The organism is Faecalibacterium tardum (genome assembly GCF_040096515.1).
Classification (GTDB): Bacteria; Bacillota; Clostridia; order Oscillospirales; family Ruminococcaceae; genus Faecalibacterium; species Faecalibacterium tardum.
The window spans coordinates 1-23,833 of record NZ_JBBMEO010000031.1; the positions used below are offsets into that span (position 1 = coordinate 1).

At 57.5% G+C, this 23,833-nt stretch carries 39 protein-coding genes; 1 reads left to right on the top strand and 38 read right to left on the bottom strand.

The genetic code is table 11. The annotated features are described in order from the left end of the window. Positions 1 to 244: 244 nt before the first annotated feature. The 32 genes from rplQ to WMO44_RS12590 all read right to left on the bottom strand — a co-directional run bounded on the left by rplQ (position 245) and on the right by WMO44_RS12590 (position 17,538). Complete coding sequence (gene rplQ, locus WMO44_RS12435; protein ID WP_005921819.1) at positions 245 to 586, bottom strand: 50S ribosomal protein L17; 342 nt, start codon at positions 584 to 586, stop codon at positions 245 to 247. A 27-nt stretch (positions 587 to 613) separates the two neighbouring features. Continuing rightward, positions 614 to 1,570 (bottom strand): DNA-directed RNA polymerase subunit alpha, encoded by a 957-nt coding sequence (locus WMO44_RS12440; protein ID WP_015537248.1) that lies wholly within the window; start codon positions 1,568 to 1,570, stop codon positions 614 to 616. Positions 1,571 to 1,681: 111 nt separating this feature from the next. Next, entirely contained in the window at positions 1,682 to 2,284 is a 603-nt protein-coding gene (gene rpsD, locus WMO44_RS12445; protein ID WP_349152787.1) for a 30S ribosomal protein S4, read from the bottom strand. Positions 2,285 to 2,304: 20 nt separating this feature from the next. Further along, entirely contained in the window at positions 2,305 to 2,715 is a 411-nt protein-coding gene (rpsK, locus tag WMO44_RS12450) for a 30S ribosomal protein S11 (RefSeq protein WP_005921825.1), read from the bottom strand. Between the two features lie 14 nt (positions 2,716 to 2,729). Then, entirely contained in the window at positions 2,730 to 3,101 is a 372-nt protein-coding gene (gene rpsM / locus WMO44_RS12455) for a 30S ribosomal protein S13 (protein WP_005921827.1), read from the bottom strand. A gap of 82 nt (positions 3,102 to 3,183) precedes the next feature. Then, positions 3,184 to 3,297 carry a 50S ribosomal protein L36 gene (gene rpmJ, locus WMO44_RS12460; RefSeq protein ID WP_005921832.1) on the bottom strand — a complete coding sequence of 38 codons (114 nt, stop codon included), beginning with the start codon at positions 3,295 to 3,297 and terminating at the stop codon, positions 3,184 to 3,186. Positions 3,298 to 3,332: 35 nt separating this feature from the next. Then, a complete protein-coding gene (gene infA, locus WMO44_RS12465) occupies positions 3,333 to 3,584 on the bottom strand; it encodes a translation initiation factor IF-1 (RefSeq protein WP_005937979.1) in 252 nt (83 codons plus the stop codon). A gap of 495 nt (positions 3,585 to 4,079) precedes the next feature. After that, the gene (gene map, locus WMO44_RS12470) at positions 4,080 to 4,871 is read right to left on the bottom strand and encodes a type I methionyl aminopeptidase (protein WP_005921840.1); all 792 of its coding nucleotides are present in this window, start codon (positions 4,869 to 4,871) and stop codon (positions 4,080 to 4,082) included. Between the two features lie 2 nt (positions 4,872 to 4,873). Continuing rightward, positions 4,874 to 5,506 (bottom strand): adenylate kinase, encoded by a 633-nt coding sequence (locus WMO44_RS12475; RefSeq protein ID WP_005921841.1) that lies wholly within the window; start codon positions 5,504 to 5,506, stop codon positions 4,874 to 4,876. A gap of 122 nt (positions 5,507 to 5,628) precedes the next feature. Continuing rightward, entirely contained in the window at positions 5,629 to 6,924 is a 1,296-nt protein-coding gene (gene secY / locus WMO44_RS12480) for a preprotein translocase subunit SecY (RefSeq protein ID WP_249241215.1), read from the bottom strand. Between the two features lies 1 nt (position 6,925). Beyond that, a complete protein-coding gene (gene rplO, locus WMO44_RS12485) occupies positions 6,926 to 7,366 on the bottom strand; it encodes a 50S ribosomal protein L15 (RefSeq protein WP_349152788.1) in 441 nt (146 codons plus the stop codon). A gap of 20 nt (positions 7,367 to 7,386) precedes the next feature. Next, positions 7,387 to 7,572 (bottom strand): 50S ribosomal protein L30, encoded by a 186-nt coding sequence (gene rpmD, locus WMO44_RS12490; RefSeq protein WP_005921851.1) that lies wholly within the window; start codon positions 7,570 to 7,572, stop codon positions 7,387 to 7,389. A 14-nt stretch (positions 7,573 to 7,586) separates the two neighbouring features. Beyond that, complete coding sequence (gene rpsE / locus WMO44_RS12495; RefSeq protein ID WP_005921854.1) at positions 7,587 to 8,087, bottom strand: 30S ribosomal protein S5; 501 nt, start codon at positions 8,085 to 8,087, stop codon at positions 7,587 to 7,589. 19 nt (positions 8,088 to 8,106) lie between these two features. Beyond that, positions 8,107 to 8,466 (bottom strand): 50S ribosomal protein L18, encoded by a 360-nt coding sequence (rplR, locus tag WMO44_RS12500; protein ID WP_005921856.1) that lies wholly within the window; start codon positions 8,464 to 8,466, stop codon positions 8,107 to 8,109. A gap of 18 nt (positions 8,467 to 8,484) precedes the next feature. After that, positions 8,485 to 9,036: a 50S ribosomal protein L6 gene (rplF, locus tag WMO44_RS12505; protein WP_005921858.1), complete on the bottom strand. Its 552-nt coding sequence runs from the start codon at positions 9,034 to 9,036 to the stop codon at positions 8,485 to 8,487. 17 nt (positions 9,037 to 9,053) lie between these two features. Beyond that, a complete protein-coding gene (gene rpsH / locus WMO44_RS12510) occupies positions 9,054 to 9,452 on the bottom strand; it encodes a 30S ribosomal protein S8 (protein WP_005921861.1) in 399 nt (132 codons plus the stop codon). Positions 9,453 to 9,564: 112 nt separating this feature from the next. Further along, a complete protein-coding gene (locus WMO44_RS12515) occupies positions 9,565 to 9,750 on the bottom strand; it encodes a type Z 30S ribosomal protein S14 (protein WP_005921866.1) in 186 nt (61 codons plus the stop codon). Positions 9,751 to 9,767: 17 nt separating this feature from the next. Continuing rightward, entirely contained in the window at positions 9,768 to 10,313 is a 546-nt protein-coding gene (gene rplE, locus WMO44_RS12520; RefSeq protein ID WP_005921869.1) for a 50S ribosomal protein L5, read from the bottom strand. A gap of 17 nt (positions 10,314 to 10,330) precedes the next feature. Beyond that, positions 10,331 to 10,645, bottom strand: a complete 315-nt coding sequence (gene rplX, locus WMO44_RS12525; RefSeq protein WP_015537247.1) for a 50S ribosomal protein L24 — start codon at positions 10,643 to 10,645, stop codon at positions 10,331 to 10,333. Between the two features lie 13 nt (positions 10,646 to 10,658). Next, a complete protein-coding gene (rplN, locus tag WMO44_RS12530) occupies positions 10,659 to 11,027 on the bottom strand; it encodes a 50S ribosomal protein L14 (RefSeq protein ID WP_005921875.1) in 369 nt (122 codons plus the stop codon). A gap of 43 nt (positions 11,028 to 11,070) precedes the next feature. Continuing rightward, entirely contained in the window at positions 11,071 to 11,328 is a 258-nt protein-coding gene (gene rpsQ / locus WMO44_RS12535; protein ID WP_005921877.1) for a 30S ribosomal protein S17, read from the bottom strand. Between the two features lie 12 nt (positions 11,329 to 11,340). Beyond that, positions 11,341 to 11,526 carry a 50S ribosomal protein L29 gene (gene rpmC, locus WMO44_RS12540; RefSeq protein WP_005921879.1) on the bottom strand — a complete coding sequence of 62 codons (186 nt, stop codon included), beginning with the start codon at positions 11,524 to 11,526 and terminating at the stop codon, positions 11,341 to 11,343. Further along, positions 11,516 to 11,956 (bottom strand): 50S ribosomal protein L16, encoded by a 441-nt coding sequence (rplP, locus tag WMO44_RS12545; protein ID WP_005921880.1) that lies wholly within the window; start codon positions 11,954 to 11,956, stop codon positions 11,516 to 11,518. Before rplP ends, rpmC begins: the two co-directional genes overlap by 11 nt. Next, positions 11,956 to 12,660, bottom strand: a complete 705-nt coding sequence (rpsC, locus tag WMO44_RS12550; RefSeq protein ID WP_005921881.1) for a 30S ribosomal protein S3 — start codon at positions 12,658 to 12,660, stop codon at positions 11,956 to 11,958. The genes rplP and rpsC overlap by 1 nt, the downstream gene beginning before the upstream one ends. Positions 12,661 to 12,672: 12 nt before the next feature. Next, a complete protein-coding gene (rplV, locus tag WMO44_RS12555; RefSeq protein ID WP_005921882.1) occupies positions 12,673 to 13,008 on the bottom strand; it encodes a 50S ribosomal protein L22 in 336 nt (111 codons plus the stop codon). An 18-nt stretch (positions 13,009 to 13,026) separates the two neighbouring features. Next, positions 13,027 to 13,293, bottom strand: coding sequence for a 30S ribosomal protein S19 (rpsS, locus tag WMO44_RS12560; protein WP_005921883.1), 267 nt, complete (start codon positions 13,291 to 13,293; stop codon positions 13,027 to 13,029). Between the two features lie 17 nt (positions 13,294 to 13,310). Then, positions 13,311 to 14,141 (bottom strand): 50S ribosomal protein L2, encoded by an 831-nt coding sequence (gene rplB, locus WMO44_RS12565; protein WP_055185965.1) that lies wholly within the window; start codon positions 14,139 to 14,141, stop codon positions 13,311 to 13,313. Between the two features lie 77 nt (positions 14,142 to 14,218). Next, positions 14,219 to 14,515 carry a 50S ribosomal protein L23 gene (gene rplW, locus WMO44_RS12570; RefSeq protein ID WP_005921885.1) on the bottom strand — a complete coding sequence of 99 codons (297 nt, stop codon included), beginning with the start codon at positions 14,513 to 14,515 and terminating at the stop codon, positions 14,219 to 14,221. Further along, positions 14,515 to 15,138 (bottom strand): 50S ribosomal protein L4, encoded by a 624-nt coding sequence (gene rplD / locus WMO44_RS12575; RefSeq protein WP_005921886.1) that lies wholly within the window; start codon positions 15,136 to 15,138, stop codon positions 14,515 to 14,517. The genes rplW and rplD overlap by 1 nt, the downstream gene beginning before the upstream one ends. A gap of 14 nt (positions 15,139 to 15,152) precedes the next feature. Further along, a complete protein-coding gene (rplC, locus tag WMO44_RS12580; RefSeq protein WP_005921887.1) occupies positions 15,153 to 15,785 on the bottom strand; it encodes a 50S ribosomal protein L3 in 633 nt (210 codons plus the stop codon). Between the two features lie 97 nt (positions 15,786 to 15,882). Beyond that, a complete protein-coding gene (rpsJ, locus tag WMO44_RS12585) occupies positions 15,883 to 16,194 on the bottom strand; it encodes a 30S ribosomal protein S10 (RefSeq protein ID WP_005921888.1) in 312 nt (103 codons plus the stop codon). A gap of 825 nt (positions 16,195 to 17,019) precedes the next feature. Further along, positions 17,020 to 17,538, bottom strand: a complete 519-nt coding sequence (locus tag WMO44_RS12590) for a gamma carbonic anhydrase family protein (protein ID WP_349152789.1) — start codon at positions 17,536 to 17,538, stop codon at positions 17,020 to 17,022. Between the two features lie 107 nt (positions 17,539 to 17,645). Between WMO44_RS12590 and WMO44_RS12595 the strand changes: the two genes are divergently transcribed. After that, positions 17,646 to 18,938, top strand: a complete 1,293-nt coding sequence (locus tag WMO44_RS12595; RefSeq protein ID WP_349152790.1) for a D-alanyl-D-alanine carboxypeptidase family protein — start codon at positions 17,646 to 17,648, stop codon at positions 18,936 to 18,938. 51 nt (positions 18,939 to 18,989) lie between these two features. Here WMO44_RS12595 and WMO44_RS12600 read toward each other — a convergent pair whose 3' ends face one another. The 6 genes from WMO44_RS12600 to WMO44_RS12625 all read right to left on the bottom strand — a co-directional run bounded on the left by WMO44_RS12600 (position 18,990) and on the right by WMO44_RS12625 (position 23,499). After that, a complete protein-coding gene (locus WMO44_RS12600; RefSeq protein WP_349152791.1) occupies positions 18,990 to 19,757 on the bottom strand; it encodes a biotin--[acetyl-CoA-carboxylase] ligase in 768 nt (255 codons plus the stop codon). Continuing rightward, positions 19,754 to 20,245, bottom strand: coding sequence for a metallophosphoesterase family protein (locus tag WMO44_RS12605; protein ID WP_349152792.1), 492 nt, complete (start codon positions 20,243 to 20,245; stop codon positions 19,754 to 19,756). Before WMO44_RS12605 ends, WMO44_RS12600 begins: the two co-directional genes overlap by 4 nt. 22 nt (positions 20,246 to 20,267) lie before the next feature. Then, entirely contained in the window at positions 20,268 to 21,116 is an 849-nt protein-coding gene (gene rsmI, locus WMO44_RS12610) for a 16S rRNA (cytidine(1402)-2'-O)-methyltransferase (RefSeq protein ID WP_349152793.1), read from the bottom strand. 15 nt (positions 21,117 to 21,131) lie between these two features. Further along, positions 21,132 to 21,806, bottom strand: coding sequence for a tRNA1(Val) (adenine(37)-N6)-methyltransferase (locus WMO44_RS12615; RefSeq protein ID WP_249408267.1), 675 nt, complete (start codon positions 21,804 to 21,806; stop codon positions 21,132 to 21,134). 309 nt (positions 21,807 to 22,115) lie between these two features. After that, positions 22,116 to 22,286: a 4Fe-4S ferredoxin gene (gene fdxA / locus WMO44_RS12620; RefSeq protein WP_006735241.1), complete on the bottom strand. Its 171-nt coding sequence runs from the start codon at positions 22,284 to 22,286 to the stop codon at positions 22,116 to 22,118. Between the two features lie 271 nt (positions 22,287 to 22,557). Beyond that, on the bottom strand, positions 22,558 to 23,499 hold the full coding sequence (locus WMO44_RS12625) for a PSP1 domain-containing protein (RefSeq protein WP_349152794.1): 942 nt from the start codon (positions 23,497 to 23,499) through the stop codon (positions 22,558 to 22,560). Positions 23,500 to 23,833: the final 334 nt, after the last annotated feature.

Here is a 23,833-nt window from a genome sequence, read left to right on the forward strand (position 1 = left end):
CCCCCCCCCCCCCCCCCCCCCCCCCCCCCCCCCCCCCCCCCCCCCCCCCCCCAGCGGAGCGTCTTTGCACGCTGAAAACAAGCAGAAAGTCACCCCACGGAGCGCAATGCACTTTTCTGGTTCTCTTTTGGTGTCAAAAGAGAACATCCCACGCACTTTTGCAATAAGTTGCAAAAAAAGAAACCACCGCACAAAAGCTGTGCAATGGTTTCTCTTGTTACTGTATCAAACAGTCAGAGCAGGATCAGACGAGCTCCAGAACTGCCATCTCAGCTGCATCGCCGCGGCGAGCGCCGATCTTGATGATGCGGGTGTAGCCGCCGTTGCGGTCAGCGTACTTGGGGCTGATCTCGTCAAACAGCTTCTTTGCAACATCTTCCTTGGTGATGTAGGCGTAGACCTGACGCTTGGTGTGCAGGTCGCTGGCCTTGCCAAGGCTGATCATCTTCTCGGCCATGGAACGAACGTCCTTAGCGCGAGTGACAGTGGTCTCAATCTTGCCATTCTCTAACAGGTAGGTAACCATAGCGCGCATCATAGCGTTGCGGCTGTCGCTGGTTCTACCGAGCTTTCTGGTACCGGGCATCCCGTTTCACTCCTTAAATTATTTTAGTTATTCGTCATCCGTGTTCAGCTTGAAGCCAAGGGAGTCCAGCTTTGCCATGACTTCCTCCAGGCTCTTGCGACCGAGGTTACGGACCTTCATCATCTCGTCCTCGCTCTTGCTGACCAGATCTTCCACCGTGTTGATCCCTGCGCGCTTCAGGCAGTTGAAGGAACGCACGCTCAGATCCAGCTCTTCGATAGTCATCTCCAGAGCCTTCTCCTTGTCGTCGTTGGTCTTTTCTACCATGATCTCAGCGCCGGCGGCCTCGTCAGACAGGTTGACAAACAGGTTCAGGTGCTCGGTCAGCACACGAGCAGCCAGAGAAACGGCTTCCTGTGCGTTGATCGTGCCATCCGTCCAAACCTCAATAGTCAGCTTGTCGTAATCAATGGCCTGTCCAACACGGGTGCTCTCGACGTTATAATTCACCTTGAGCACAGGGGTGTAAATGCTGTCAACGGGAAGGGTGTTGATATCGTTCTTCTCGATGATAGCCTGTTTGTTGCGCTCTGCGGGCACATAGCCGCGACCCTTGTCGAAAGTCAGCTCCATAACGAGCTTGGCACCCTCGCCCAGAGTTGCAATGTGCCACTCAGGGTTCAGAATTTCGATGTCGTCGCCCTGCTTGATGTTGTCAGCAGTGACCTCACAGGGACCAACTGCCTCAACACGCACTGTCTTCGGACCATCGGTGTACAGCTTTGCAGCGATACCCTTCAGGTTCAGGACAATTTCGGTAACGTCTTCCTTGACGCCCTCAATGGTGGAGAACTCGTGGACCACACCGTCAATCTTGACGCTGGTCACGGCGACACCGGGCAGAGAGGAAAGAAGCACACGACGCAGGCTATTGCCCAGTGTGATGCCAAAGCCACGCTCCAGAGGTTCTGCCACGAATTTGCCGTAGCGACCGTCCGGGGACAGGCTTGCCGTTTCGATCTTGGGACGTTCAATCTCCATCATATCTATGCCCTCCTTGTCAAACCGGTGTTTCCACCGGCCCATTATTGAATTCTTTCAAAAAAGAATGCGAAAGCGTGCCATCCAAAAGGAAGGCAGCGCCTTCTTAATGGATTACTTGGAGTACAGCTCGACGATGAGGTGCTCTGCGACTTCGTAGTCGATATCGCTGCGCTCGGGCAGCTTAGCGACAACGCCCTTCAGAGAACCGGTCTCGCGGTTCAGCCATGCGGGCAGAGCCACGACGGGAGCCTCGGCACCGGTCAGCTTTGCAAACTTTGCAGAGCTGCGGCTGGACTCGCGCACTTCGATCACATCGCCGGCCTTCACCTGATAAGAGGGGATGTTGACCTTCTTGCCGTTGACGGTGAAGTGAGCGTGAGACACCAGCTGACGAGCATCGCGGCGGGTCTGAGCAAAGCCCAGACGGAACACGACGTTGTCCAGACGGCACTCCATGATCTGCAGCAGGTTCTCACCGGTCTTGCCGGGGCGGGACTCTGCCTTCAGGTAAGCGTTGTGGAACTGCTTCTCCAGAACGCCGTAGATGAACTTGACCTTCTGCTTCTCCTTCAGCTGAGATGCGTACTCAGACTGCTTCTTGCGGATGTTGCCGTTGGAGTTGCGGGTAGTATTCTTCTTTGCATAGCCCATGACCGCAGGAGAAATGCCCAGGGCCTTGCAACGCTTTGCGATAGGCTGCGTATTCTTTGCCATAATTCAATTTCCTCCTTCGATCAGACACGACGGCGCTTCGGGGGACGGCAGCCGTTGTGGGGGATGGGAGTCACGTCCTTGATCAGGGTGACTTCCAGACCGGTAGCCTGCAGCGCACGGATAGCGGACTCGCGGCCAGCGCCGGGGCCCTTGACGTAAACTTCAACAGTCTTCATGCCGTGCTCGATTGCAGTCTTAGCTGCAGTCTCGGCAGCGGACTGAGCTGCGAACGGGGTGCTCTTGCGGCTGCCACGGAAGTTCAGGGAGCCGGAGGAGCACCAAGACACTGCATTACCCTGCAGGTCGGTGATGGTAACGACAGTATTGTTGAAGGTAGACTGGATGTGAGCCTGACCAGCAGCAATGTTCTTGCGCTCTTTCCGCTTCATGCGGACATTTGCGCCCTTCTTGGCGTTATTTGCACTTGCCATTTCTCAAATCCTCCTTACTTCTTCTTGTTTGCGACAGTGCGCTTGGGACCCTTGCAGGTACGAGCATTGGTCTTGGTGCGCTGGCCGCGGCAGGGCAGATTCTTGCGATGGCGGGTGCCACGGAAGGACTGGATCTCGACCAGACGCTTGATGTCCAGAGCCACGTTGCGGCGCAGGTCGCCTTCAACGAGGATGTTTGCCTGATCGATGTAGTCACGGATCTTAGCCTCTTCGTCCAGAGTCAGATCCTTGACGCGGGTATCGGGGTTGATGCCAGTTGCTTCCAGGATCTTGTTAGCAGTGGTCTGGCCGATACCATAAACGTAGGTGAGACCCACCTGAACGCGCTTCTCGCGGGGCAGGTCAACGCCGGCAATACGTGCCATAGTAGTTTCCTCCAAAAATCATCCCATGTCAGTGTCGGGGTCTGCGCCGGGACTCTACGCACTTGACCCCCAGGCGCCCGAATTAGCCCTGGCGCTGCTTGTGCTTGGGGTTCTGGCAGATGACCATCACGCGGCCTTTGCGGCGGATGACCTTGCACTTTTCGCAGATGGGTTTCACGGAAGGCTTGACCTTCATGATGTTGAACCTCCTTTTGGTTGATGCCCTGACGCTTATTTGGAGCGCCAGGTGATGCGGCCCTTAGAAAGATCATAGGGCGACATTTCCACGGTTACCTTGTCCCCGGGCAGGATACGGATGAAATTGGTCCGCAGCTTGCCGGAGATGTGCGCTAAGAGGATGTGACCGCTGGGAGTGAGCTTCCCGGTGTTCTTATCCTCGCTCAACATTTCCACCTTAAAGATGGCGTTGGGCATGGCTTCACGCACAATGCCTTCGATCTCGATGACGTCTTCTTTAGACAAGCTATTTGCCTCCTCATTGGATCTGCTCAGTTTGTCATAATTGAGCACCGGTGCTCCCGCTCCAAAAAACAGAAAGCACTGCATTCCTCCGTGCCTGCGCCCGTTTTTGTGCAGTTTGCCGCTTCTCTTTCGGGGAGCTTTCACGCCGATTCCCAGACGGACAGGTGGCGATGAGCGCCACATACTTCATCTCCTGCGGCACAAAATCCGCAAAACGGGCAGACTGAGTCTGTCCGTCGAGGAAGTATCTGGCTTCCACAGCCATTTATAGATTATACACCTTTTGTTGTCAATTTGCAAGAGGTTTTTTCCGTATTTCCGATAAAAAATTATTCTGTATAAAAGCTCTTTTCCGTCCCGTCCTCCTTTCGCGTTTCTCCACCGTGAAGGTGAAACTTTTTCACGAAAACTTGTCACAATTGCACAAACTGCAGGGGTGAAAAGAGAAAGAAGCCGCCGCACATCGTCCGTGCAGCGGCTTCTTTTAAAAGTTGCTTACTTCAGGCTGAAGGTGGCCGGGTCAAAATCCGGGTCATCCCAGCTGCGGGTCATGATCTCGGTGCGGTCCTTCAGGATGGCGATGGAGTGCTCAAAGTGAGCAGCCAGCCCGCCGTCCTTGGTCTTGACAGTCCAGCCGTCGCTGAGCTGCTTGATCTTGTAGTCTCCCTGACAGATCATCGGCTCAATGGCGATGGTCATGCCGGGCACCAGACGGGGTCCACGACCCTGATGGCCGTAGTTGGGCACCTCGGGGTCCTCGTGCAGTTCCTTGCCGGTGCCGTGACCCACAAAGTCACGCACCACAGAGAAGCCCGCGTCCTCGCAGTAGCTCTGCACGGCGTAGCCGATATCGCCGATGCGGTTGCCCGCCACGGCCTGCCCGATGCCCTTGTACAGAGAAGCCTTGGTCACCTCCAGCAGGCGCTGGGCTTCCAGATCCACCTTGCCCACCGCGTAGGTGCAGGCGTTGTCGCCGTTGAAGCCGTCCACCTTGGCACCGGTGTCGATGCTCACGATGTCACCCGGGCGGATGACGATATCATGAGAGGGGATGCCGTGGATGACGGTATCGTTCAGGCTGATGCAGGCTGTGCCGGGAAAACCGTACAGACCCTTGAAGTTGGGGATGCCGCCGTGCTTCACGATGAAGTCGTAGATCAGCTTGTCCAGCTCCCAAGTGGTCATGCCTGCTTCGATGTGCTCTCCGCCGTACTTCAGGGCAGCTGCGCTCAGGGCGTTTGCCCGGCGCATACCGTCCAGCTCTTTTGCATTTTTGATCTGAATCACGCTTATGCCTCCAAAGCCTTCATGACTTCAGCCGTAGTCTCCTCGATGGAGGGGCAGAACTTGATCTCTGCCAGCTTGCCGCGGGTGCGGTAGAACTCCACCAGCGGCTCGGTCTGCTCATGGTAGGCTTTCAAACGATCCAGCACGGTTGCGGGCTGGTCGTCCTTGCGGATGACGGTCTTGCCGCCGCACAGGTCGCAGACGCCCTCCACCTTGCTCTTCTTGTTCAGGATGTGGTAGCTTGCGCCGCACTTCTCGCAGACGCGGCGGCCGCTCATGCGCTCCACGATCACGCTGTCCTCAACCTGCAGTTCCAGCACCTTGTCGATGCGGATGCCCATGGTCTCGATGGCCTCTGCCTGCGCAATGGTGCGAGGCACGCCGTCCAGAATGAAGCCGTTGGCGCAGTCAGCCTGTGCCAGACGCTCCTTCAGGATGCCGATGATGACTTCATCGGGCACCAGAGCACCAGCGTCCATAAAGCTCTTGGCCTTCAGACCCATCTCGGTGCCCTCCTTGACAGCAGCGCGCAGGATGTTGCCGGTGCTGATGGAAGGGATGTTCAGCTTTGCGCAGATGATTTCGGCCTGCGTGCCTTTGCCTGCGCCGGGTGCGCCCAACAGGATCAGATTCATAGGATCGCTTCCTTTCTTATATGTCACATGATAGAAACATACCGTACAAAAAGCAAAAAAGCACTGAAAAGTATGAGCGTACTCTCCTTTCCAGTGCTTTCTTACATCTTTATTGCTTCAGATCAGCCAAGGAAACCCTTGTGGTTGCGCATGGTCATAAAGCTATCGAGGCTGCGGGTGGTATCCAGTGCCACACCAACCACGATCAGCAGGCTGGTACCGCCCAGCTGAATGCTCATACCGGTCAGGTTGCCCAGAATGATCGGCAGCACAGCCACCGCAGCCAGGAAGATGGCACCGATGAGGGTGATCTTGTTCAGGGTGCGGGTGATGAAATCGCTGGTCGGCTTACCGGGACGGAAGCCGGGGATCGAGCCGTTGTTGCGGCGCAGATTGTTGGCGATCTCAACAGGGTTGTACTGGATGGCCACATAGAAGTAGTTGAATGCCAAAATCAGCAGCAGGTAGATCACAACGTACAGCCAGGAGGTGTAGTTGAAGGTATGGAAGAACGCATACCAGACCGGGTGAGCGGTCTGATCGATCTGCAAAAAGCTGCCGATGGTGCCCGGGATGGACACCAGTGCCGAAGCGAAGATGATGGGCATGACGCCGCTCATGTTCAGCTTCAGGGGCAGGTAGCTGTTCTGGCCGCCCATCTGCTTCCGACCCACCACACGCTTGGCGTACTGGATGGTGATGCGGCGCTCTGCGTTAGTCATGACCACCACAAAGACCACAGCGACCAGTGCCAGAATTACCAGAACGGGCAGCAGGATATAGAACTGAGGCTCGCCGGCCGCTGCGCGGGTCATCAGACCCGTCACAGAGGTGTACAGCGAGGACCAGTTGGAAACGATGGAGGCGAAGATCAGAAGGGAAACACCGTTGCCGATACCCTTGTCATCGATCTGCTCGCCCGCCCAGGTGATCAGCTGAGCACCTGCAACGAAGGTAGCGATGATGACCACAGCGGCGAACACGCCGACTGCGCCGGAAACATACTTCAGTGCACCCATATTGCGGATCACGAAGTAGTAGCCAATGCTCATGATCAGTGCGACCACGGCACCGGCATACCGGTTGATCTGCTGCAGCTTCTGCTGGCCGTCCGCTTCCTTTGCCAGATTTTCCAGCGCGGGAATGGCCACAGTCAGCAGCTGCACAATAATAGAGGCGTTGATATAGGGTGTCACACCTAACGCGAAGAGCGTGCATCTTGCCAGTGCGCCGCCGCTCATCATATTGAGGTACGAGAGCATATCGCCGTTTGCAAACATCTGCGTCAGTGCAGAGCCGGAAACGAACGGCACGGGGATGGCACAGCCAAGACGGTAAACCACGAGGATCGCCAGCGTGAACAGAAGACGATTTTTAAGCTCGGGGATCTTCCATGCGTTACGGAATGTCTGGAACACCTTACATCACCTCAGCCTTTCCGCCTGCCTTCTCGATTTTCTCTTTGGCAGAAGCGGAATAGGCTGCGGCCTTCACGGTCAGAGCCTTGGTCAGCTCGCCGTTGCCCAGAACCTTAACGCCGTCCAGAGTCTTCTTGACCAGACCCTTAGCCTTCAGAGCCTCGGTATCGACGACATCGCCGGCATTGAAAGCAGTCTCCAGATCAGCCACGTTGACGATGGCGTACTGGGTAGCAAAGATGTTGTTAAAGCCAACCTTGGGCAGGCGGCGTGCCAGAGGCATCTGGCCGCCCTCGAAACCAGCGTGCTTCACGCCGGAACGGGCCTTCTGGCCCTTGCTGCCGAAGCCGGCAGTCTTGCCATTGCCGGAGCCAATGCCGCGGCCCTTGCGGGTTGCAGCCTTATTGGCGCCCTTGCTGGCGTGCAATTCATGAAGCTTCATTGTGCGTATACCCCCTGCTATTAGGCTTCGGTGACGCTGAGCAGGAAGCCGATCTTTGCGATCTTGCCCTGCGTAGCGGCGTTGTCAGGCTGAACGGTAACGTCGCCCGGCTTCTTCAGGCCCAGAGCCTCAGCGGTAGCGATCTGCTTAGCGCCGCGGCCGATCAGGCTCTTCTTCAGCTCGATCTTGAGCATCTTATCTGCCATGGTTAGTTACCTCCTTAACCCAGAATTTCTTTCACGGTCTTGCCGCGCTTCTCAGCGACAGACTCGGCGCTGACCAGACCGCACAGACCTGCAAAGGTAGCAGCAACAACGTTGATGGGGTTGTTGGAACGCATAGACTTCGCACGAACGTCCTTGATGCCAGCAGCCTCAATGACGGCACGCACGGGGCCGCCGGCGATCATACCGGTACCGGGTGCAGCCGGCTTGAGCAGAACAGCGCCTGCGCCGTACTTGCCGACGATCTCGTGGGGGATGGTGGTGCCCTTCAGGGCAACCTTGTGCATGTTCTTCTTGGCAGCGGCCTCACCCTTGCGGATAGCCTCGGGAACTTCACCGGACTTTCCGATGCCGTAGCCGATGGTGCCCTTGCCGTCGCCAACGACAACCAGAGCAGCAAACTTCATGATGCGGCCGCCCTTGACAGTCTTGGAAACGCGGTTGATAGACACAACCTTGGTGATCATGCCGTCGTCTTCACGGTTTCTCATAGCCATAATGTGTTTCCTCCTCTCATTACAGCTTCAGGCCGCCCTCACGGGCGCCATCAGCCAGGGCCTTAACACGGCCATGATAAACGTAGCCACCACGGTCGAACACGACCTCGGTGATGCCCTTTTCCAGAGCCTTTGCTGCAACCTTCTTGCCGATCTCAGCAGCGGCCTCGACGTTGCCGCCGTTGCCGTTGAAGTCCTTGTCCATAGTGGACGCCGACACCAGAGTAACGCCCTGCTCATCATCGATGATCTGAGCGTAGATGTGCTTGGCGGAGCGGAAAACATCCAGGCGAGGACGTGCTGCGGTGCCGCTGATCTTGTTGCGAACGCGGCGATGACGACGAAGACGAGCTTCGTTCTTGTCGATCTGCTTAACCATTGTCTTTCACTCCTTACCTTATTTCTTGCCCTTACCGGCCTTGCCTTCTTTGTGCTTGACGACCTCGCCAGCGTAGCGGATGCCCTTGCCCTTGTACGGCTCAGGCGGCTTCTTGCCGCGGATCTCTGCAGCATACTGGCCGACCTTCTGCTTGTCGATACCGGTAACAGAGAAGTGGTTGGGATCCTGCCACACAATGGTGCAATCCTCGGTATCGGGGATATTCACCTGATGAGAGAAGCCCAGGTTCATGACCAGGTTGGAGCCCTGCTTCTGGCAGCGCATACCAACGCCAACGATCTCCAGCTTCTTCTCGTAGCCGTTCACAACACCGTTCACCATGTTGGCGATGTTGGTACGGGTCAGGCCGTGCAGGCTGCGGGCCTTGGGTTCGTCATTGGGGCGGGTAACCAAAACCTCATTGCCCTCGACCTTAACGGTCATCAGGGGATGATAGTTGGAATTCAGGCTGCCCTTGGGGCCCTTGACGGCGACAGTGTGTGCTGCCTCATCGACAGTGACAGTGACACCGGCAGGAATGACGATGGGTTTTCTTCCAATTCTCGACATTGTCTTTTACCCCTTTCTTACCACACGTAGGCCAGGACTTCGCCGCCGACGTGCTCAGCACGTGCGGCCTTGTCAGTCATGATGCCCTTGGAGGTGGAAATGATCGCGGTGCCCAGGCCCTTCATGACCTTGGGCATATCCTCGCAGTTGGTGTAGATGCGCAGGCCGGGCTTGGACACACGGCGCAGGCCGGCAATAACGGGCTCGCCGTTTGCCTGATACTTCAGGGTGACAACGATGGTGCCCTGAACAGTGTCGTTCTTGACCTGCATACCCTTGATGTAGCCCTCGTCAACCAGAATCTGGCAGATAGCCTTCTTCATGTTGGAAGCGGGGATCTCCACAGAAGGGTGTTTGGCAGTGCTAGCGTTGCGGATGCGAGTCAGCAGGTCCGCGATAGGATCAGTAATCTGCATTTGCCACTAACCTCCTTAGATTAGCTCTCATTTGTTTTATAATGATACCGCCCCGAAACAAGTTGTTTGCCCCGGGGCGGATATCCGACATTCTATCCAGCCCTCTGGTAAATTACCAGGAAGCCTTCTTCACGCCCGGGATCTCGCCCTTGTAGGCCAGCTCACGGAAGCACACACGGCACACACCGTACTTGCGCAGCACGGAGTGGGGACGGCCGCAGATGCGGCAGCGGGTGTATGCACGGGTAGAGAACTTAGCAGGACGAGACTGCTTCAGCTTCATAGACAGTTTAGCCATTTTACAAATCTCCTCCCTTAGTTGTTCTCTGCGAAGGGAGCGCCCAGAGCCTTCAGCAGCTCCTTGCCCTCCTCGTCAGTCTTTGCGGTGGTGACGAAGCAGACATCCATGCCGCGGACAGCATCGACCTTCTCGAATTCGATCTCGGGGAAGATGATCTGCTCCTTGATGCCGCAGGCAAAGTTGCCGCGGCCGTCAAAGCCGTTGCCGTTGATGCCGCGGAAGTCGCGCACACGGGGCAGAGCCACGTTGAAGAAGCGATCCACGAACTCGTACATACGCTCACCACGCAGGGTGACCTTGCAGCCGATAGGGGTGCCCTGGCGCAGCTTGAAGTTAGCAACGCTCTTCTTGGCACGGCAGACGACTGCCTTCTGGCCAGTGATCTGGCCCAGATCCTTCATAACAGCTTCCAGGATCTTCTCGTTTTCCTTGGCTTCGCCGCAGGCAACGTTGATGACGACCTTGTCCAGCTTGGGGATCTGCATAACGCTCTTGTAACCGAACTTGGAGTTCAGAGCAGGAGCAATTTCATTGACATACTGTTCTTTCAAACGAGCCATTGTTCCTTACTCCTTTCTTACAGCTCAGCGCCGCACTTCTTGCAGACGCGAACCATCTTGCCGTCCTTTTCGACGTGGCCCACACGCACGGCCTTGCCGCACTTGGGGCAGACGGGCATGACCTTGGAAGCGTAGATAGCGCCCTCGGCCTTAACGATGCCGCCCTGCTCGCCCTGACGGCGGGGCTTGACGTGCTTGGTAACCATGTTCTGGCCTTCAACGATGACCTTGCCTTCAGCGGGGCTGACCTGCAGGACCTTACCAGTGTGGCCCTTGTCCTTGCCGCTGATGATCATCACGTTGTCGCCGGTTTTAACATGAAGATTATTCATTTTTAAAACCTCCTTACAGCGATTCCGGAGCCAGGCTCAGGATCTTGGTGTAGCCGGCATCACGCAGCTCGCGAGCAACAGGTCCAAAGATACGAGTACCCTTGGGGTTCTTGTCGGCCATAACGATAACGGCGGCGTTCTCATCAAAACGGATGTAGGAACCGTCGTCGCGGCGCACGCCATGCTTGCTGCGCACGATGACAGCCTTGACGACGTCGCCCTTCTTAACGGAGCCGCCGGGGGCTGCCTTCTTGACAGAGCAGACCACGACGTCACCAATGTTTGCGTATCTCTTGCGGGTGCCGCCCAGCACACGGAAGCACATCAGCTCCTTGGCACCGGTGTTGTCGGCAACTTTGAGATAAGTTTGCATCTGAACCATATCAGATATCTCCTTTCAAACTGTTCAAAGCAGCGGGCAAAGATTACTTTGCCTTCTCAACGATACGGACCAGGCGCCAGCGCACATCCTTGCTCAGGGGGCGGCACTCCATGATCTCAACACGGTCACCGATACCGCACTCGTTCTGCTCGTCACGAGCCTTGAACTTCACGGTACGCTTCAGGATCTTCTTGTACAGGGGGTGCTGCACGCTATCCTTAACGGCAACCACGATGGTCTTATCCATCTTGTCGGACACGACAACGCCGACGCGGGTCTTTCTCAGATTACGTTCTTCCATCGTTTAACCTCCTTACTGCTTCTCAGCCAGAACGGTCATCACGCGGGCGATGTCCTTCTTGACTGCTTCGATGCGGCCGGGGTTCTCCAGCTGGTTGATGGCATGCTGGAAACGCAGGTTAAACAGCTCAGCCTTCAGATCTGCCAGCTTGCTGGTCAGCTCTGCGGTCTGCATTTCGCGGAGTTCATTAGCCTTCATTGGTGCCATCCTCCTTCACGGAGTCCTCACGGACAACAAATTTGCACTTGATGGGCAGCTTGTGCATAGCCAGACGCAGAGCCTCGCGAGCAGTTGCCTCATCGACATCTGCCAGCTCGAACATCACGCGGCCGGGCTTCACGACTGCAACCCAGTATTCGGGAGAGCCCTTACCGGAGCCCATGCGGGTCTCAGCGGGCTTTTCAGTCACGGGCTTATCGGGGAAGATCTTGATCCAAACCTTGCCGCCACGCTTGATGTAACGAGTCATGGCAACACGGGCAGCCTCGATCTGCTTGGAGGAGATCCATGCCGGCTCCAGAGCAACAAGGCCGTACTGACCCTGGCACACCACGTTGCCGCGGGTAGCCTTGCCGGTCATGCGGCCGCGCTGAACGCGGCGGTACTTAACACGCTTAGGCAGTAACATTACTTGTTGCCTCCTTCCTTCTTAGGAGCGGTCTTTGCGCTCTTGAGGACCTCGCCCTTGTAGATCCACACCTTAACGCCGATGCGGCCGTAGGTGGTAGCAGCCTCTGCAAAGCCGTAGTCGATGTCGGCGCGCAGGGTCTGCAGGGGGATGGTGCCCTCGTGGTAGCTCTCGGTGCGGGCGATATCAGCGCCGCCCAGACGGCCGGAGCACATTGCCTTGATGCCCTTTGCAGGAACGGTTGCGCGATCGCGGGGGCTCATGGCATTGCGCATGCACTGCTTCATAGCACGACGGAAGGTGACGCGGTTCTCCAGCTGACGAGCGATGTCCTCAGCAACCAGCTGTGCGTTGGTGGAGGGGCTCTTCACCTCGATGACATTGACGATAACGGTCTTGCCATACTCCTTGGTCAGCTTGTTCTGCAGGGCAATGCGCTCTTCGCCGCCCTTGCCGATGACCATACCGGGCTTAGCGCAGTAGATGTTAACATTAACGCGAGGAGCGGAAGTGGAAGGATCCACAGTGCGCTCGATCTCGATCTTGGGGACGCCAGCGTCCTTCAGCTGAGCCTTCAGCTCAGTGCGGATCTTGTGATCCTCGACGAGGTTATCGCTGAAATCCTTCTTGGAGGCAAACCAGCGGCTGTCCCAGTCTTTAATAACGCCGACACGAATGCCGTGCGGATTTACTTTCTGGCCCATTGTTTTCCCTCCTTACTCTTTCTCTTTCAGAACAACGGTCATGTGGCTGGTGCGCTTCAGGATGCGGTAGCCGCGGCCCTGTGCACGAGGCATCATGCGCTTCAGCGTCGGGCCGGGGCAAACGTAGCACTCGGCGACGTAGAGGTTGTTCTTGTCCATATTGAAGTTGTTTTCCGCATTAGCGGCTGCAGACTTCACCAGCTTCAGAAGGGGCTCACAAGCTGCCTTCGGGGTGTACTGCAGGATTGCCAGCGCTTCGTCCAGGGGCTTGTTACGGATCAGGTCCATAACGATAGACACCTTACGAGGACTAATGCGGGCATAACGAAGAATTGCCCGAGCTTCCATGTTGTGTTCCTCCCTCTATTACTTAGAATTACCAGTGTGGCCCTTGAAGGTACGGGTGGGAACGAACTCACCCAGCTTGTGGCCAACCATGTCCTCAGTCACATACACAGGCACATGCTTGCGGCCGTCGTGGACGGCAAAGGTGTGACCAACGAATTCGGGGAAGATCGTGGAGGCGCGGCTCCAGGTCTTGATGACCTGCTTCTTGCCGGAAGCGTTCATCGCTTCAACGTGCTTCATAAGAGCAGCCTGGACGAAAGGTCCTTTTTTAATGCTTCTACCCATTGTCTTAAACTCCTCTCTTACTTACCTGCACGCTTCACGATCAGCTTATCGGAGCGCTTATGATGCTTGCGAGTCTTGAGACCCAGAGCGGGCTTGCCCCAGGGAGTCATAGGACCGGAGTGACCAACAGGTGCGCGGCCCTCGCCACCACCGTGGGGATGGTCGCAGGGGTTCATAACGGTACCACGGCTGCCGGGACGCACGCCCATGTGGCGCTTGCGGCCTGCCTTGCCCAGGTTGACGTTCTCGTGGTCGATGTTGGAAACCTGACCGATGACTGCGGTGCAGTTCAGGGGCACGTTGCGCATCTCACCGGAGGGCAGACGAACCAGAGCGTAGCCATTCTCCTTAGCCATCAGCTGAGCCATGTTGCCAGCGGAACGAACCAGCTGAGCGCCGCGGCCGGGATACAGCTCGATGTTGTGGATGATGGTACCGACGGGGATGTTCTCGAAGGGCAGGCAGTTGCCGGGCTTGATATCGGCAGACTTGCTGCTGACGACCACGTCGCCCACCTTCAGGCCATCGGGAGCAATGATGTAGCTCTTGACGCCATCGGTGTACTCGACCAGAGCGATGAATGCGCTGCGGTTCGGATCGTACTCGAGAGTCTTGACGGTAGCGGGGATATCGGTCTTCTGACGCTTGAAGTCGATGACACGATACTTGGTGCGGTTGCCGCCGCCCTGATGGCGGACGGTGATACGACCGGTGTTGTTGCGGCCGCTGTGCTTCTTCATGGGCTCCAGCAGGCTGCGCTCAGGAGCGACCTTGCTCAGGACGCTGTAATCCGTGACGGTCATGCCGCGGCGGCCCGGAGTAGTGGGGCCATACTTTTTGATAGCCATTGTGCTATTCTCCTTTGTTTATCTTATGAATTATTATCGGGGTCATATCCCCATAGAGGAACCCTCGGCGGGTTCTATCAGACCATGCTGTTGAAGAACTCGATCTCCTTGGAGTCCTTGGTCAGGGTCACGATAGCCTTCTTGGATGCAGCGGTGTAACCAGCGTGCATACCCTGACGGCGGAAGCGGCCACGGACGGAGACGGTGTTCACCTTAGCGACCTTGACGCCGGGGAACAGAACTTCAACTGCCTGAGCGATCTCGACCTTGGTAGCATCGGTAGCGACCTTGAAGGTGTACTTCTTGTCAGCGATGCCAGCCATGGAGTTCTCGGTAATGACCGGCTTCAGGACGATATCATGTGCGGTTTTCATTAGCCAAGCACCTCCTCGAGCTTCTTAGCTGCGTCGACGCTGATGATCAGCTTGTCGGCGTTCAGCACATCGTAGGTGTTCACGCTGCCTGCGAAGGTGGTCTTGACACCGGCGATGTTGCCAGCGCTCTTGACGAACTTTGCATCGACAGTCTCGTTGACCAGCAGGTTCTTCTTGCCGGCGCCCACAGCGTTCAGCATAGCGACCACAGCCTTGGTCTTGTACTCGTCGCAAGCAAACTTGTCAACGACGACCATGTTGCCATTGGCAGCCTTGTCGGACAACACGCTCAGCAGAGCCAGACGCTTGACCTTGTTGTTGATGTGGTAGTTGTAGCTGCGGGGCTTGGGGCCCAGAGCAACGCCGCCGTGGGTCCACTGCGGAGCACGGATGGAGCCCTGACGAGCGTGGCCGGTGCCCTTCTGACGCCAAGGCTTCTTGCCGCCGCCGGAAACTTCCATGCGGATCTTGGTGTTCTGGGTGCCCTGACGCTGGTTGGCCAGGAAGTTCACCACAGCAATGTGGACAGCCTTCTCATTCGGGGTGATACCGAACACGGCGTCGGAAAGCTCGATCTCGCTAACGTGCTGACCGTTCATATCGACTACATTAAACTTTGCCATTGTAGCTTTCCTCCTTACGCCTTGACGCTGTTGGCTAGGGTGATGATGGTGCCCTTGGAACCGGGGACCGCACCCTTGACAGCGATCAGATTGTTCTCGGTGTCAACCTTGACAACGGTCAGGTTCTGCACGGTAACGCGCACGCAGCCCATGTGGCCGGGCAGGCGCTTGCCGGGGAACACGCGAGAGGGGTTGGAAATAGCGCCCATAGAACCTGCATGACGTGCCACCGGGCCAGTGCCGTGGCTCTCACGCAGACGGTGCTGGCCAAAGCGCTTGATAACGCCCTGGTAGCCCTTGCCCTTGGAAACGCCTGCAACGTCAACCTTGTCGCCTGCTGCAAAGACGTCAGCCTTCAGGATGTCGCCAACGTTCATTGCGGAAACGTCGTCCAGACGGAACTCACGCAGGGTCTTCTTGGGGGCAACGTTTGCCTTCTTGAAGTGACCTGCAGCTGCCTTGTTGACCTTCTTGGCGGAAACCTCGCCGAAGCCCAGCTGAACAGCCTGATAGCCATCGCTCTCGACAGTCTTCTTCTGCACGACGGTGCAGGGGCCTGCCTCGATGACGGTGACGGGGATAACCTTGCCGCTCTCATCGAACAGCTGGGTCATACCGACTTTCTTGCCGATAATGCCTTTAACCATTTTCTTTTCCTCCTGTAAAGGTTATTGGTTGGCAGCGCACGTCACTGCCAACATGACCCCTCGGGAAACGAGGGCATCGAATTTGATCGTGTGTGGTTTACAGCTTGATCTCGATGTCCACGCCAGCGGGGAGCTGGAGGCTCATCAGAGCCTCGACCGTCTTGTTGGACGGCTTCAGAATGTCGATCAGACGCTTATGAGTGCGGCTCTCGAACTGCTCGCGGCTATCCTTGTACTTGTGGGTAGCGCGCAGAACGGTAACGACCTCGCGATCGGTGGGCAGGGGGATGGGGCCGGACACGCGAGCGCCAGTGCGCTTTGCGGTCTCCACGATCTTCTCTGCTGCGGCATCGATCAGCTGAGCATCATAGCTCTGCAGACGGATTCTGATTTTCTCTTTGACTGCCATTGCTTACGCCTCCTGAAAAATTGTTTTTGCCCTAGGCGAGCCGATAAATTGCTCTACACAGTTCCGGGTGTTCCTCGATTTGGCACTATAAAAACCGGTGAACCGCATGGCAGTTCTCCCGGAAACATATTAGCAAATCAAATCCGAACATTGGTTCCACCCGTTTCGCAGAGGAGTAACTTCTCTGCCGAGGGAACGTATTCCATCGCTGTCAGTAATTTTTTCGCCCGGTTCTAAGATCGGACATACTCCGCGGAAATAACCCATCGCAGCTATCGCCGGATGACAACCTCCCGCATCAACGCATATCGCTGGCCTGCACGACTTGTATCGCACAAGCCTTTTGCAGCCGAGAGATATTCTATCACATCTTCGTCTATTTGGCAAGTGTTTTTTGCAGAAAATCACGATTTTTCTTTTTTATTTTCTCTGTTTTGTCAATGGCCGTATTTTCTGTGCAAGATGCACAATCTCAGCGCTTTTTGCCGGTGGAAAACTCCCCCGCGTCCCTTTGCAGCATCAGTATGGACAGGAAGAGCGGGGGTTATACCTATTATATAGGGAAACTCCTTCAGTCAAAGCCTGTCGGCGTACGCCCTCTCCGTCTGCTCACTATGTTCGCATCCACCTCTCCCAAAGGGAGAGGCAAGAGCACCACCGGAAGCTTCCTCTTTGCACCTAATACTTTAGCGATGCGCTTTACGGCTTGGCTCTCCCTGAGAGGAAAGACTTCCCCCGCTCCGGGGGAAGATGTCACCGCAGGTGACAAAAAGGGGAATCTGGCGCGGGAGCGCCTGAGAAGGCGTGGGTGACCCCGCCGCACTCTCACCCGTTTTTCATCTGCTCTGCGTGCAGTTTTCCGTGCTCTACATAGTGCGCGGCGTTGTGTAGGTTGGCTTCCACCTGCGCGGGGCTCACCTGCTTGATGACCCGGGCGGGCACGCCCACCGCCACCGAGTTGTCCGGGATGACCATGCCCTCCGGCACCAGCGCCCCTGCTCCGATGATGCAGTTTTTGCCCACAACACAGTGGTTCAGCAATGTGGCGTGCATCCCGATCAGACTGCCGTCCCCTACGGTGCAGCCGTGCACCAGTGCGCAGTGCCCTACCGTGACGTTTTCGCCAAGGGTCACGCAGCCGCCGATGTCGCAGTGCAGCACCGCGTTGTCCTGTACATTGCTGTTTTTGCCGATGGTCAGGGTGCCGTCATCCCCGCGCAGCACCGCACCGTACCAGACGGTGGAGCCGGGCTTTAAGATCACATCTCCCTGCACGGTAGCGCTGGGGGCTACAAAAGCTGCACCCTCATCGCGGGGCGTTTTTCCACAAAAGGATAAGAACATTGTTAAAAACCACCTTTCTCTTTTGGTTCTTTTATGGTATTCTTATAAGTAAGGAACAAAAATGTGCGCGCCGGTTTTGCCGGAGCGGGATTCAAGGGGGTACCTTCATGCTTCACAACACGTTCTGCCGCCGGTTGGCGGCACTGGTGCTTACGCTGGCGGTCGCCGTCAGTGCAGTGCTGCCGGTATTTGCAGTATACCCCATGCCCGTCCAGACTGCAACAGAGACTGAGGCAGTGTATCTGTTCAACGCGGACACCGGCAAAACCATCCTGAGCCAGAACGCCGACCAGCAGAAATATGTGGCAAGCCTGACCAAGCTGATGACTGCCCTGCTGCTGGTGGAAAGCGGCAAGGACCTGAACGGTGAAGTGACCGTGCCCACCGATTTAACGCAGGAGTTCAAGGATATCCAGAACGCCAACGGCACCACCATGGGGCTGCGCATCGGCGAGACCGTGCGCCGCATCGACCTGCTGAACGCTATGCTCATCGTCAGCGCCAACGACGCCGCCAGCGTCATTGCGTGGGACGTGGGGGGCAGCGTGGTGGGTTTTGTGCAGCAGATGAACGCCCGGGCGGCGGAGCTGGGCTGCACCGGCACGAACTTTACCTGTGCCCACGGCCTGTTTGACTACGGCAACGTGTCCACCGCGCAGGATCTGGCAAAGATCGCCGCCGCCTGCGCGGAGAACCAGACCTTTGCACAGGTGGCGGGCACTGCCAGTTATGTGCTGCCTGCCACCAATCTGCGCAAGGCAGAGCGTACCATCAGCAGCTCCAACAGCCTGATGAACAGCGAAAGCGCCAACTACCGGGAGTATGTCCGGTGGGTCAAGGGCGGCTTTACCACGCTGGCAGGCCGCTGCACCGTGGCCTTTGCCCAGCAGGACGGCCACAACTATGGGCTGGTGATCCTTGGCTGCGACACGCCGGAGCACCTGTTTACCGCGTGTGACGACCTTTTTGACTGGGCCTTTGCCAGCTTTGCCGACCGGCCGCTGGTGGATACCAAGACCGTGCTGACCACCGTAGACCTGAACAAGTGCCGCACCGAGCCGGCTGTGGAGCTGTACGCCGCCGCACCGGTCAGCGGCTACGGCCACAGCGACGATAAGGTAAGCTATTCCTTCGACCTGCCCGAGCGCGTCTCTGCTACCGTTAAGGAAGGCCAGAAGCTGGGCACCGCCACCGTCTATCTGGACGGCTACGAGGTGGGACAGGTAGACCTTGTGACTCACCGGGAGTATGTGTCGGATTTCCGCACCGATCTCAAGGCCACCCTGCTGCTGCTCTGCGCCCTGATTTTGATTCTGTGCGCACTGGGCTTTGTCACCCTGCGCTGCGGCGGCGGGCTGACCCTCAACCAGCGCCGCCGCCAGATGAAACGGAGAAGATAAGGAAGAAAGTAAAGCGCCTGTCCGGCTTCGCCGGACAGGCGCTTTTATCCTTTATACTGCCCCGTAGATGCCGTGCACCGACACTTCCCCGGTGAAAACGTGCTGCTCGCCGGCATCGGTGCGCACCACTAAACGCCCCTCGGCGTCCACATCCACGGCTTCGCCTGCGCCCTGACTGCCGTCCGGCAGGTCAAAGGTGACCCGGCGGCCCAGATTAATACAGGCGGCCTTGTACTCCTCCCGGAAGGGCGCAAAGCCGTCCCGGGCAAAGGTGTACAGGCTGCGGTCAAAGCCAAAATCGGTCAGCCCCTCCGCCAGCCATGCGGGATCGGTGGCAAGATCCACCGCAGCGCCCTGCAAGGCCAGCGAGGTGCCGTGGGGCAGGTCGGCGGCGTCAAAATAGCTCTGGGGCTGGGCAAGGTTGATGCCGATGCCGCACAAAATGCCGCGTCCCTGCTGCTGGTAGCCGTAGCTTACGCTTTCGCACAGGATGCCCACGATCTTTTTGCCGTTCAGCAATAGGTCGTTGGGCCACTTGATCTGGCAGTCCACGCCGTAACGCAGCTGCAACTGGCGGCGCACCGCAAGGCTTGCCAGCAGCGGCAGGGTGGCGGGCTGTGCCAGCGGCTCCTTGATGGCCACCGTGTAGTACAGCGCCTTGCCCTCGGCGTTTACCCAGCTGCGGCCAAGCCGCCCGCGCCCGGCGGTCTGGTTTTGGGTATATACCGCCGCAACGGGGCCAAACTCCTCAAAATGTTCCTTTACATAGGCGTTGGTGCTGCCGCATTCCGGCAGATAGCGCACCTCGTTGATGCTCATTGCTTGGGTACCTCTTTGTGCTCATAGGCGGTCACTGCGCCGTTTTCCAGCGTCAGCAGACCGTAGGTGTCCGGGCCGGTGTAGCAGCGCCCGCAGGAGCCGGGGTTGAACAAAAATACATTGCCCCGCTGCTCTGCGTGGGGGATGTGGGAGTGGCCGAACAGCGCCACCTCAGCCCCGCGGGCTGTGGCAGCGTCTGCTAGTGTGTCCAGATCGTATTTTACACCGTACATGTGACCGTGCGTATAGAAAACCACCGTCTGATCAAAGGCCGCAAGGCCATCCAGAGGCTCCAGCGCACCGTAATCGCAGTTGCCGGCCACGGAGTACACCCGCAGATGAGGGAAAAAGGCCAGCGCCTGTTCCAGATCCCGCAGGCCGTCCCCTAAAAAGATCACGGCATCCACGTTGTTCTGCTCTTTGTTCAAAATGCGCTTAATGGCGTCACGCGCGCCGTGGCTGTCGCTCAGGACCAGTAGTTTTGTCACGGAAAGATATCCTCCTCTATACTCATTCGGTAGTCTGCTGCAACAACAGCAGCTGCTTGTAAACTTCGCTCTTGGAATAGGCTGTGCCCTGTGCAGCAGTCTTGGCGGCGGCAGAAGCGCTGAAACCCTCAATGGTCAGCGCAAAAGCGCGCTGTGCCGCCTGTTCCAGGGTCAGCTCCTCTTCCTCGGCGGCACCGGCGGGCGCACCCGCCATCACCAGCACATACTCGCCCCGGGGCTCGGCGGCGCGGTAGTGCTCCACGGCTTCGCCCAAGGTAGTTTTCCAGATCTCTTCGTGGAGCTTGGTCAGCTCCCGGCACAGGGTAATGCTGCGGTCTGCGCCAAAGGCGGCGGTCAGATCGTCCAGTGTGGTGCGCAGCTTGTGGGGCGCTTCATAAAAGATGACGGTGCGCTTTTCCTGCAAAAGCTCGGCCAGACGCTCTTTTTTCTGCTTGCGGTTCACCGGCAGAAAGCCCTCGAACACCCAGCGGGAGGTGTCCTGCCCGGAGACTGCCAGTGCGGTAACGCAGGCAGAAGCGGCCGGGATGGGCACTACTTTGATGCCCCGCGCCAATGCGTCCCGCACAATGACCTCGCCCGGGTCGGACACGCAGGGCATGCCGGCGTCGCTGCACAAAGCGCAGCTCTCCCCTGCTTCGATGCGCTGCAAAATGGCTTCGCCCTTCTGCAAGGCGTGCTCGTAGTAGCTGACCATGGGCTTTTTCAGCCCCAGATAATTCAGCAGCTTCATGGTCACGCGGGTGTCCTCGGCGGCAATAAAGTCTGCCGCGCCAAAGGTGGCAGCCACCCGGGGCGGCATATCCTCCAGATTGCCGATGGGGGTCGCCACGATGTAGAGAGTTCCTGCCATAATTACCTCCTGAATTTATCGTCCGTACAGCGCCGCTCCGGCGCGGATGAGCACGTCCGGCTCTACCCGCAGGCCGGTCCTGCGGTTCTTCTGGGCTTCCACAAGGAACAGCCACGGAGCGTTTTCCGGGGCGTTCTTTACAAAGGCCAGCCGCTTGGGCTCCAGCCGGTGGGCGCGCAGCACAGCAAGCACTTCGGCCAGCCGCTCGGGGCGGTGACACAGCGCCAGACGCCCGCCGTCCTTCAAAAGCCGGAAGCCGCAGGCACAGACATCCTCCAAAGCGCAGGTGTTTTCGTGCCGGGCAAGGGCGTGGGCGGCGTTCTGACTCTGCGGCCCCTCGGTAAAATAAGGGGGATTGCACGCGCACACGTCAAATTGCCCCTCGTCCTGCCGCCATGTGCGCAGGTCGGCACAGGCGGGGGTGATGTGGGTGAGCTGCTGCTCTTCCACCGCTGCCGCCAGCAGGGCGCTGCCCTCGGGCTGCAGTTCCAGCGCGGTGCAGGGGCCGCGGTGCCCCCGGTCGTGCCATTCCAGTGCCACGATGCCGCAGCCGGAGCACAAGTCTGCGGCTTTCTGGCTGCGTTTCGGCTCACAGAAGCGTGCCAGCAGCAGCGCGTCCGAGCCGAACCGGTGCTCCGGGGTGCAGTAGACCATAGTTCTATTATACAAAACTTCCGTAGAATGTTCCATAGACAGTGTGCCGTTTCCCTTCCAAAAAATGCAGGGTATTTTCCTGCGGAATTTGTGCATGAAACAAAAAGCGGGGCGGCTGCACAGCATTTTGTGCAGTGCCTCTTTTGCGGTGGACGATCAGGAATGGCCGCCGCGTGTGCTTTGGCCATGTGCAGCGGGAAAATGTTTTTTGATTCAGCAGTTCGGCGCGTCTGCGGACGCACCGAACTGCGTTTTTTATGAATTTACTTTATGATACCACAAAAAAGGACTGCTGCACAGATGTGCAACAGTCCTTTTTGATGCGTTTTCAGCAAAAACTACTGATTATTCAGCAGCGATTGCACCAGTGGGGCAAGCACCCTCGCAAGCACCGCAATCGATGCAGGAATCAGCGTTCACAACTGCAGCGCCGTTCTCGATGGTGATAGCGCCAACCGGGCAAGCGCCCTCGCAAGCGCCGCAGCCAACACATGCGTCAGAAACCTTGTGTGCCATAATAAACTCTCCTTTTTTATCCCGTGCCGATGTAATTATGAAGAAACGTACCTTGGCACGGCCACGCACGCCCCCCGGAATTTGTATCCTTGTCTGCATTCTAACAAAGCAGGCCGGAAAAGGCAAGACTAACCGTGTTGCCACAACCACAAAATAAAATATTTTGTGGGGTTGCACAAAAGCACGGCCTAACTTATAGCCAAAATTGCCGGAGATTTTTAGCGAAAATCACGAAGCCTAGTTAGTTTTATAATACTAACCACCCGGATGCTCATTCCTTTTCGCTTGCGCGGCGGCGGGGGCAGGCGGGGCGCTTTTCGTCGTCGGAGCTTGCCACCACCGGGGCGGGGTTGCGCACGCCGGAGTAATCATCGTCCGGGTCGGGACGGCGGGGCGGGCGCTTGCCGCCGCTCACATACTCGCACACGCCCACCTTGTAGTACCGGGGGGCAAGGCTTTCGGTGCCGCAGCGCACCCGCAGGTAGCCGGATACCGGGTTCACCTCCAGCACAGTGCCCAGACCGTCCGGGGTGCGCACCGTGCTGCCCACCATGGGCATGATGCTGTTCAGGTACTCGTAGGCGCTCTCCTCGTAGGCAAGGCAGCACATCAGACGGCCGCAGGCACCGCTGATCTTGGTGGGGTTCAGCGAAAGCCCCTGCTCCTTTGCCATCTTGATGGAAACGGGCTGGAAATCCTTCAAAAAGCGGCTGCAGCAGAAGGGCTGGCCGCAGATGCCCAGACCGCCGATCATCTTGCTCTCGTCGCGCACGCCGATCTGGCGCAGCTCGATGCGGGTGTGGAAGATGCCGGCCAGATCCTTGACCAGCTCCCGGAAGTCTACCCGTCCGTCGGCGGTGAAGTAGAACATGATCTTGGAGCGGTCCAGCGTGTACTCGGCCTCCACCAGCTTCATCTCCAGCCCGTGGCGGGCGATGCACTCCTGACAGGTGCGGTAGGCGCGCTTTTCGTCCTCGCGGTTCTGGCGCATCCGGCGGATATCCACGCTGTCCGCCATGCGGGTGATGGGCTTCAGCGCCTTGGGCACGGCGGCATCCGCCAGCTCCCGCACACCCTGCACCACCTCGCCGCACTCCACGCCGCGGGCAGTCTCCACAATAACGTATTCCCCGGTGTGGATGACAGCATCGCCGGGATCGAAATAATAGCTCTTGCCGTTTTCCTTGAAACGGACCGAAATGACTTTTTTCATAGTGTTCCTCGTTTTTGTATCGGATAAGCCCCTTGCAAGGGGCAGCTTTTTCAGTCTGCTGTTAGTATACCATAATCAAAAGCACATTTCTATGCAAAAAGAAAAGTCTTTATACACCTATGACGGGACGATTTAGAATGTGCTCCGCTGCGCTCTGCACATATTTAGCGGAAAGAATATTTTAAATTTCGCGTTTGTCGCGCTCTGCGGAGCGCTCCAAACGCATTTTCACCGGAGGGGTCGTAGAGGGAAACGGCATTTGCAGCGCCGCTTTCTGCGAAAGCGCGGCGCTGGGGGCGGGCGCTCGCTCCCCCTTGGGGGAGCTGTCGCGCAG

Coding starts and splice junctions, on each gene's coding strand:
- rplQ (WP_005921819.1), bottom strand. CDS start 586: ATGCCCGGTACCAGAAAGCTCGGTAGAACCAGCGACAGCCGCAACGCT.
- WMO44_RS12440 (WP_015537248.1), bottom strand. CDS start 1,570: ATGATGGAGATTGAACGTCCCAAGATCGAAACGGCAAGCCTGTCCCCG.
- rpsD (WP_349152787.1), bottom strand. CDS start 2,284: ATGGCAAAGAATACGCAGCCTATCGCAAAGCGTTGCAAGGCCCTGGGC.
- rpsK (WP_005921825.1), bottom strand. CDS start 2,715: ATGGCAAGTGCAAATAACGCCAAGAAGGGCGCAAATGTCCGCATGAAG.
- rpsM (WP_005921827.1), bottom strand. CDS start 3,101: ATGGCACGTATTGCCGGCGTTGACCTGCCCCGCGAGAAGCGCGTTCAG.
- rpmJ (WP_005921832.1), bottom strand. CDS start 3,297: ATGAAGGTCAAGCCTTCCGTGAAACCCATCTGCGAAAAGTGCAAGGTC.
- WMO44_RS12475 (WP_005921841.1), bottom strand. CDS start 5,506: ATGAATCTGATCCTGTTGGGCGCACCCGGCGCAGGCAAAGGCACGCAG.
- rplO (WP_349152788.1), bottom strand. CDS start 7,366: ATGAAGCTTCATGAATTGCACGCCAGCAAGGGCGCCAATAAGGCTGCA.
- rpmD (WP_005921851.1), bottom strand. CDS start 7,572: ATGGCAGATAAGATGCTCAAGATCGAGCTGAAGAAGAGCCTGATCGGC.
- rpsE (WP_005921854.1), bottom strand. CDS start 8,087: ATGGCTATGAGAAACCGTGAAGACGACGGCATGATCACCAAGGTTGTG.
- rplR (WP_005921856.1), bottom strand. CDS start 8,466: ATGGTTAAGCAGATCGACAAGAACGAAGCTCGTCTTCGTCGTCATCGC.
- rplF (WP_005921858.1), bottom strand. CDS start 9,036: ATGTCGAGAATTGGAAGAAAACCCATCGTCATTCCTGCCGGTGTCACT.
- rpsH (WP_005921861.1), bottom strand. CDS start 9,452: ATGCAGATTACTGATCCTATCGCGGACCTGCTGACTCGCATCCGCAAC.
- WMO44_RS12515 (WP_005921866.1), bottom strand. CDS start 9,750: ATGGCTAAACTGTCTATGAAGCTGAAGCAGTCTCGTCCTGCTAAGTTC.
- rplE (WP_005921869.1), bottom strand. CDS start 10,313: ATGGCTCGTTTGAAAGAACAGTATGTCAATGAAATTGCTCCTGCTCTG.
- rplX (WP_015537247.1), bottom strand. CDS start 10,645: ATGAATAATCTTCATGTTAAAACCGGCGACAACGTGATGATCATCAGC.
- rplN (WP_005921875.1), bottom strand. CDS start 11,027: ATGGTTCAGATGCAAACTTATCTCAAAGTTGCCGACAACACCGGTGCC.
- rpsQ (WP_005921877.1), bottom strand. CDS start 11,328: ATGGAAGAACGTAATCTGAGAAAGACCCGCGTCGGCGTTGTCGTGTCC.
- rpmC (WP_005921879.1), bottom strand. CDS start 11,526: ATGAAGGCTAATGAACTCCGCGAAATGCAGACCGCAGAGCTGACCAGC.
- rplP (WP_005921880.1), bottom strand. CDS start 11,956: ATGTTACTGCCTAAGCGTGTTAAGTACCGCCGCGTTCAGCGCGGCCGC.
- rpsC (WP_005921881.1), bottom strand. CDS start 12,660: ATGGGCCAGAAAGTAAATCCGCACGGCATTCGTGTCGGCGTTATTAAA.
- rplV (WP_005921882.1), bottom strand. CDS start 13,008: ATGGAAGCTCGGGCAATTCTTCGTTATGCCCGCATTAGTCCTCGTAAG.
- rpsS (WP_005921883.1), bottom strand. CDS start 13,293: ATGGGTAGAAGCATTAAAAAAGGACCTTTCGTCCAGGCTGCTCTTATG.
- rplB (WP_055185965.1), bottom strand. CDS start 14,141: ATGGCTATCAAAAAGTATGGCCCCACTACTCCGGGCCGCCGCGGCATG.
- rplW (WP_005921885.1), bottom strand. CDS start 14,515: ATGAAAACCGCACATGATATCGTCCTGAAGCCGGTCATTACCGAGAAC.
- rplD (WP_005921886.1), bottom strand. CDS start 15,138: ATGGCAAAGTTTAATGTAGTCGATATGAACGGTCAGCACGTTAGCGAG.
- rplC (WP_005921887.1), bottom strand. CDS start 15,785: ATGGTTAAAGGCATTATCGGCAAGAAAGTCGGTATGACCCAGCTGTTC.
- rpsJ (WP_005921888.1), bottom strand. CDS start 16,194: ATGGCAGTCAAAGAGAAAATCAGAATCCGTCTGCAGAGCTATGATGCT.
- WMO44_RS12590 (WP_349152789.1), bottom strand. CDS start 17,538: ATGTTCTTATCCTTTTGTGGAAAAACGCCCCGCGATGAGGGTGCAGCT.
- WMO44_RS12595 (WP_349152790.1), top strand. CDS start 17,646: ATGCTTCACAACACGTTCTGCCGCCGGTTGGCGGCACTGGTGCTTACG.
- WMO44_RS12600 (WP_349152791.1), bottom strand. CDS start 19,757: ATGAGCATCAACGAGGTGCGCTATCTGCCGGAATGCGGCAGCACCAAC.
- rsmI (WP_349152793.1), bottom strand. CDS start 21,116: ATGGCAGGAACTCTCTACATCGTGGCGACCCCCATCGGCAATCTGGAG.
- WMO44_RS12615 (WP_249408267.1), bottom strand. CDS start 21,806: ATGGAACATTCTACGGAAGTTTTGTATAATAGAACTATGGTCTACTGC.
- fdxA (WP_006735241.1), bottom strand. CDS start 22,286: ATGGCACACAAGGTTTCTGACGCATGTGTTGGCTGCGGCGCTTGCGAG.
- WMO44_RS12625 (WP_349152794.1), bottom strand. CDS start 23,499: ATGAAAAAAGTCATTTCGGTCCGTTTCAAGGAAAACGGCAAGAGCTAT.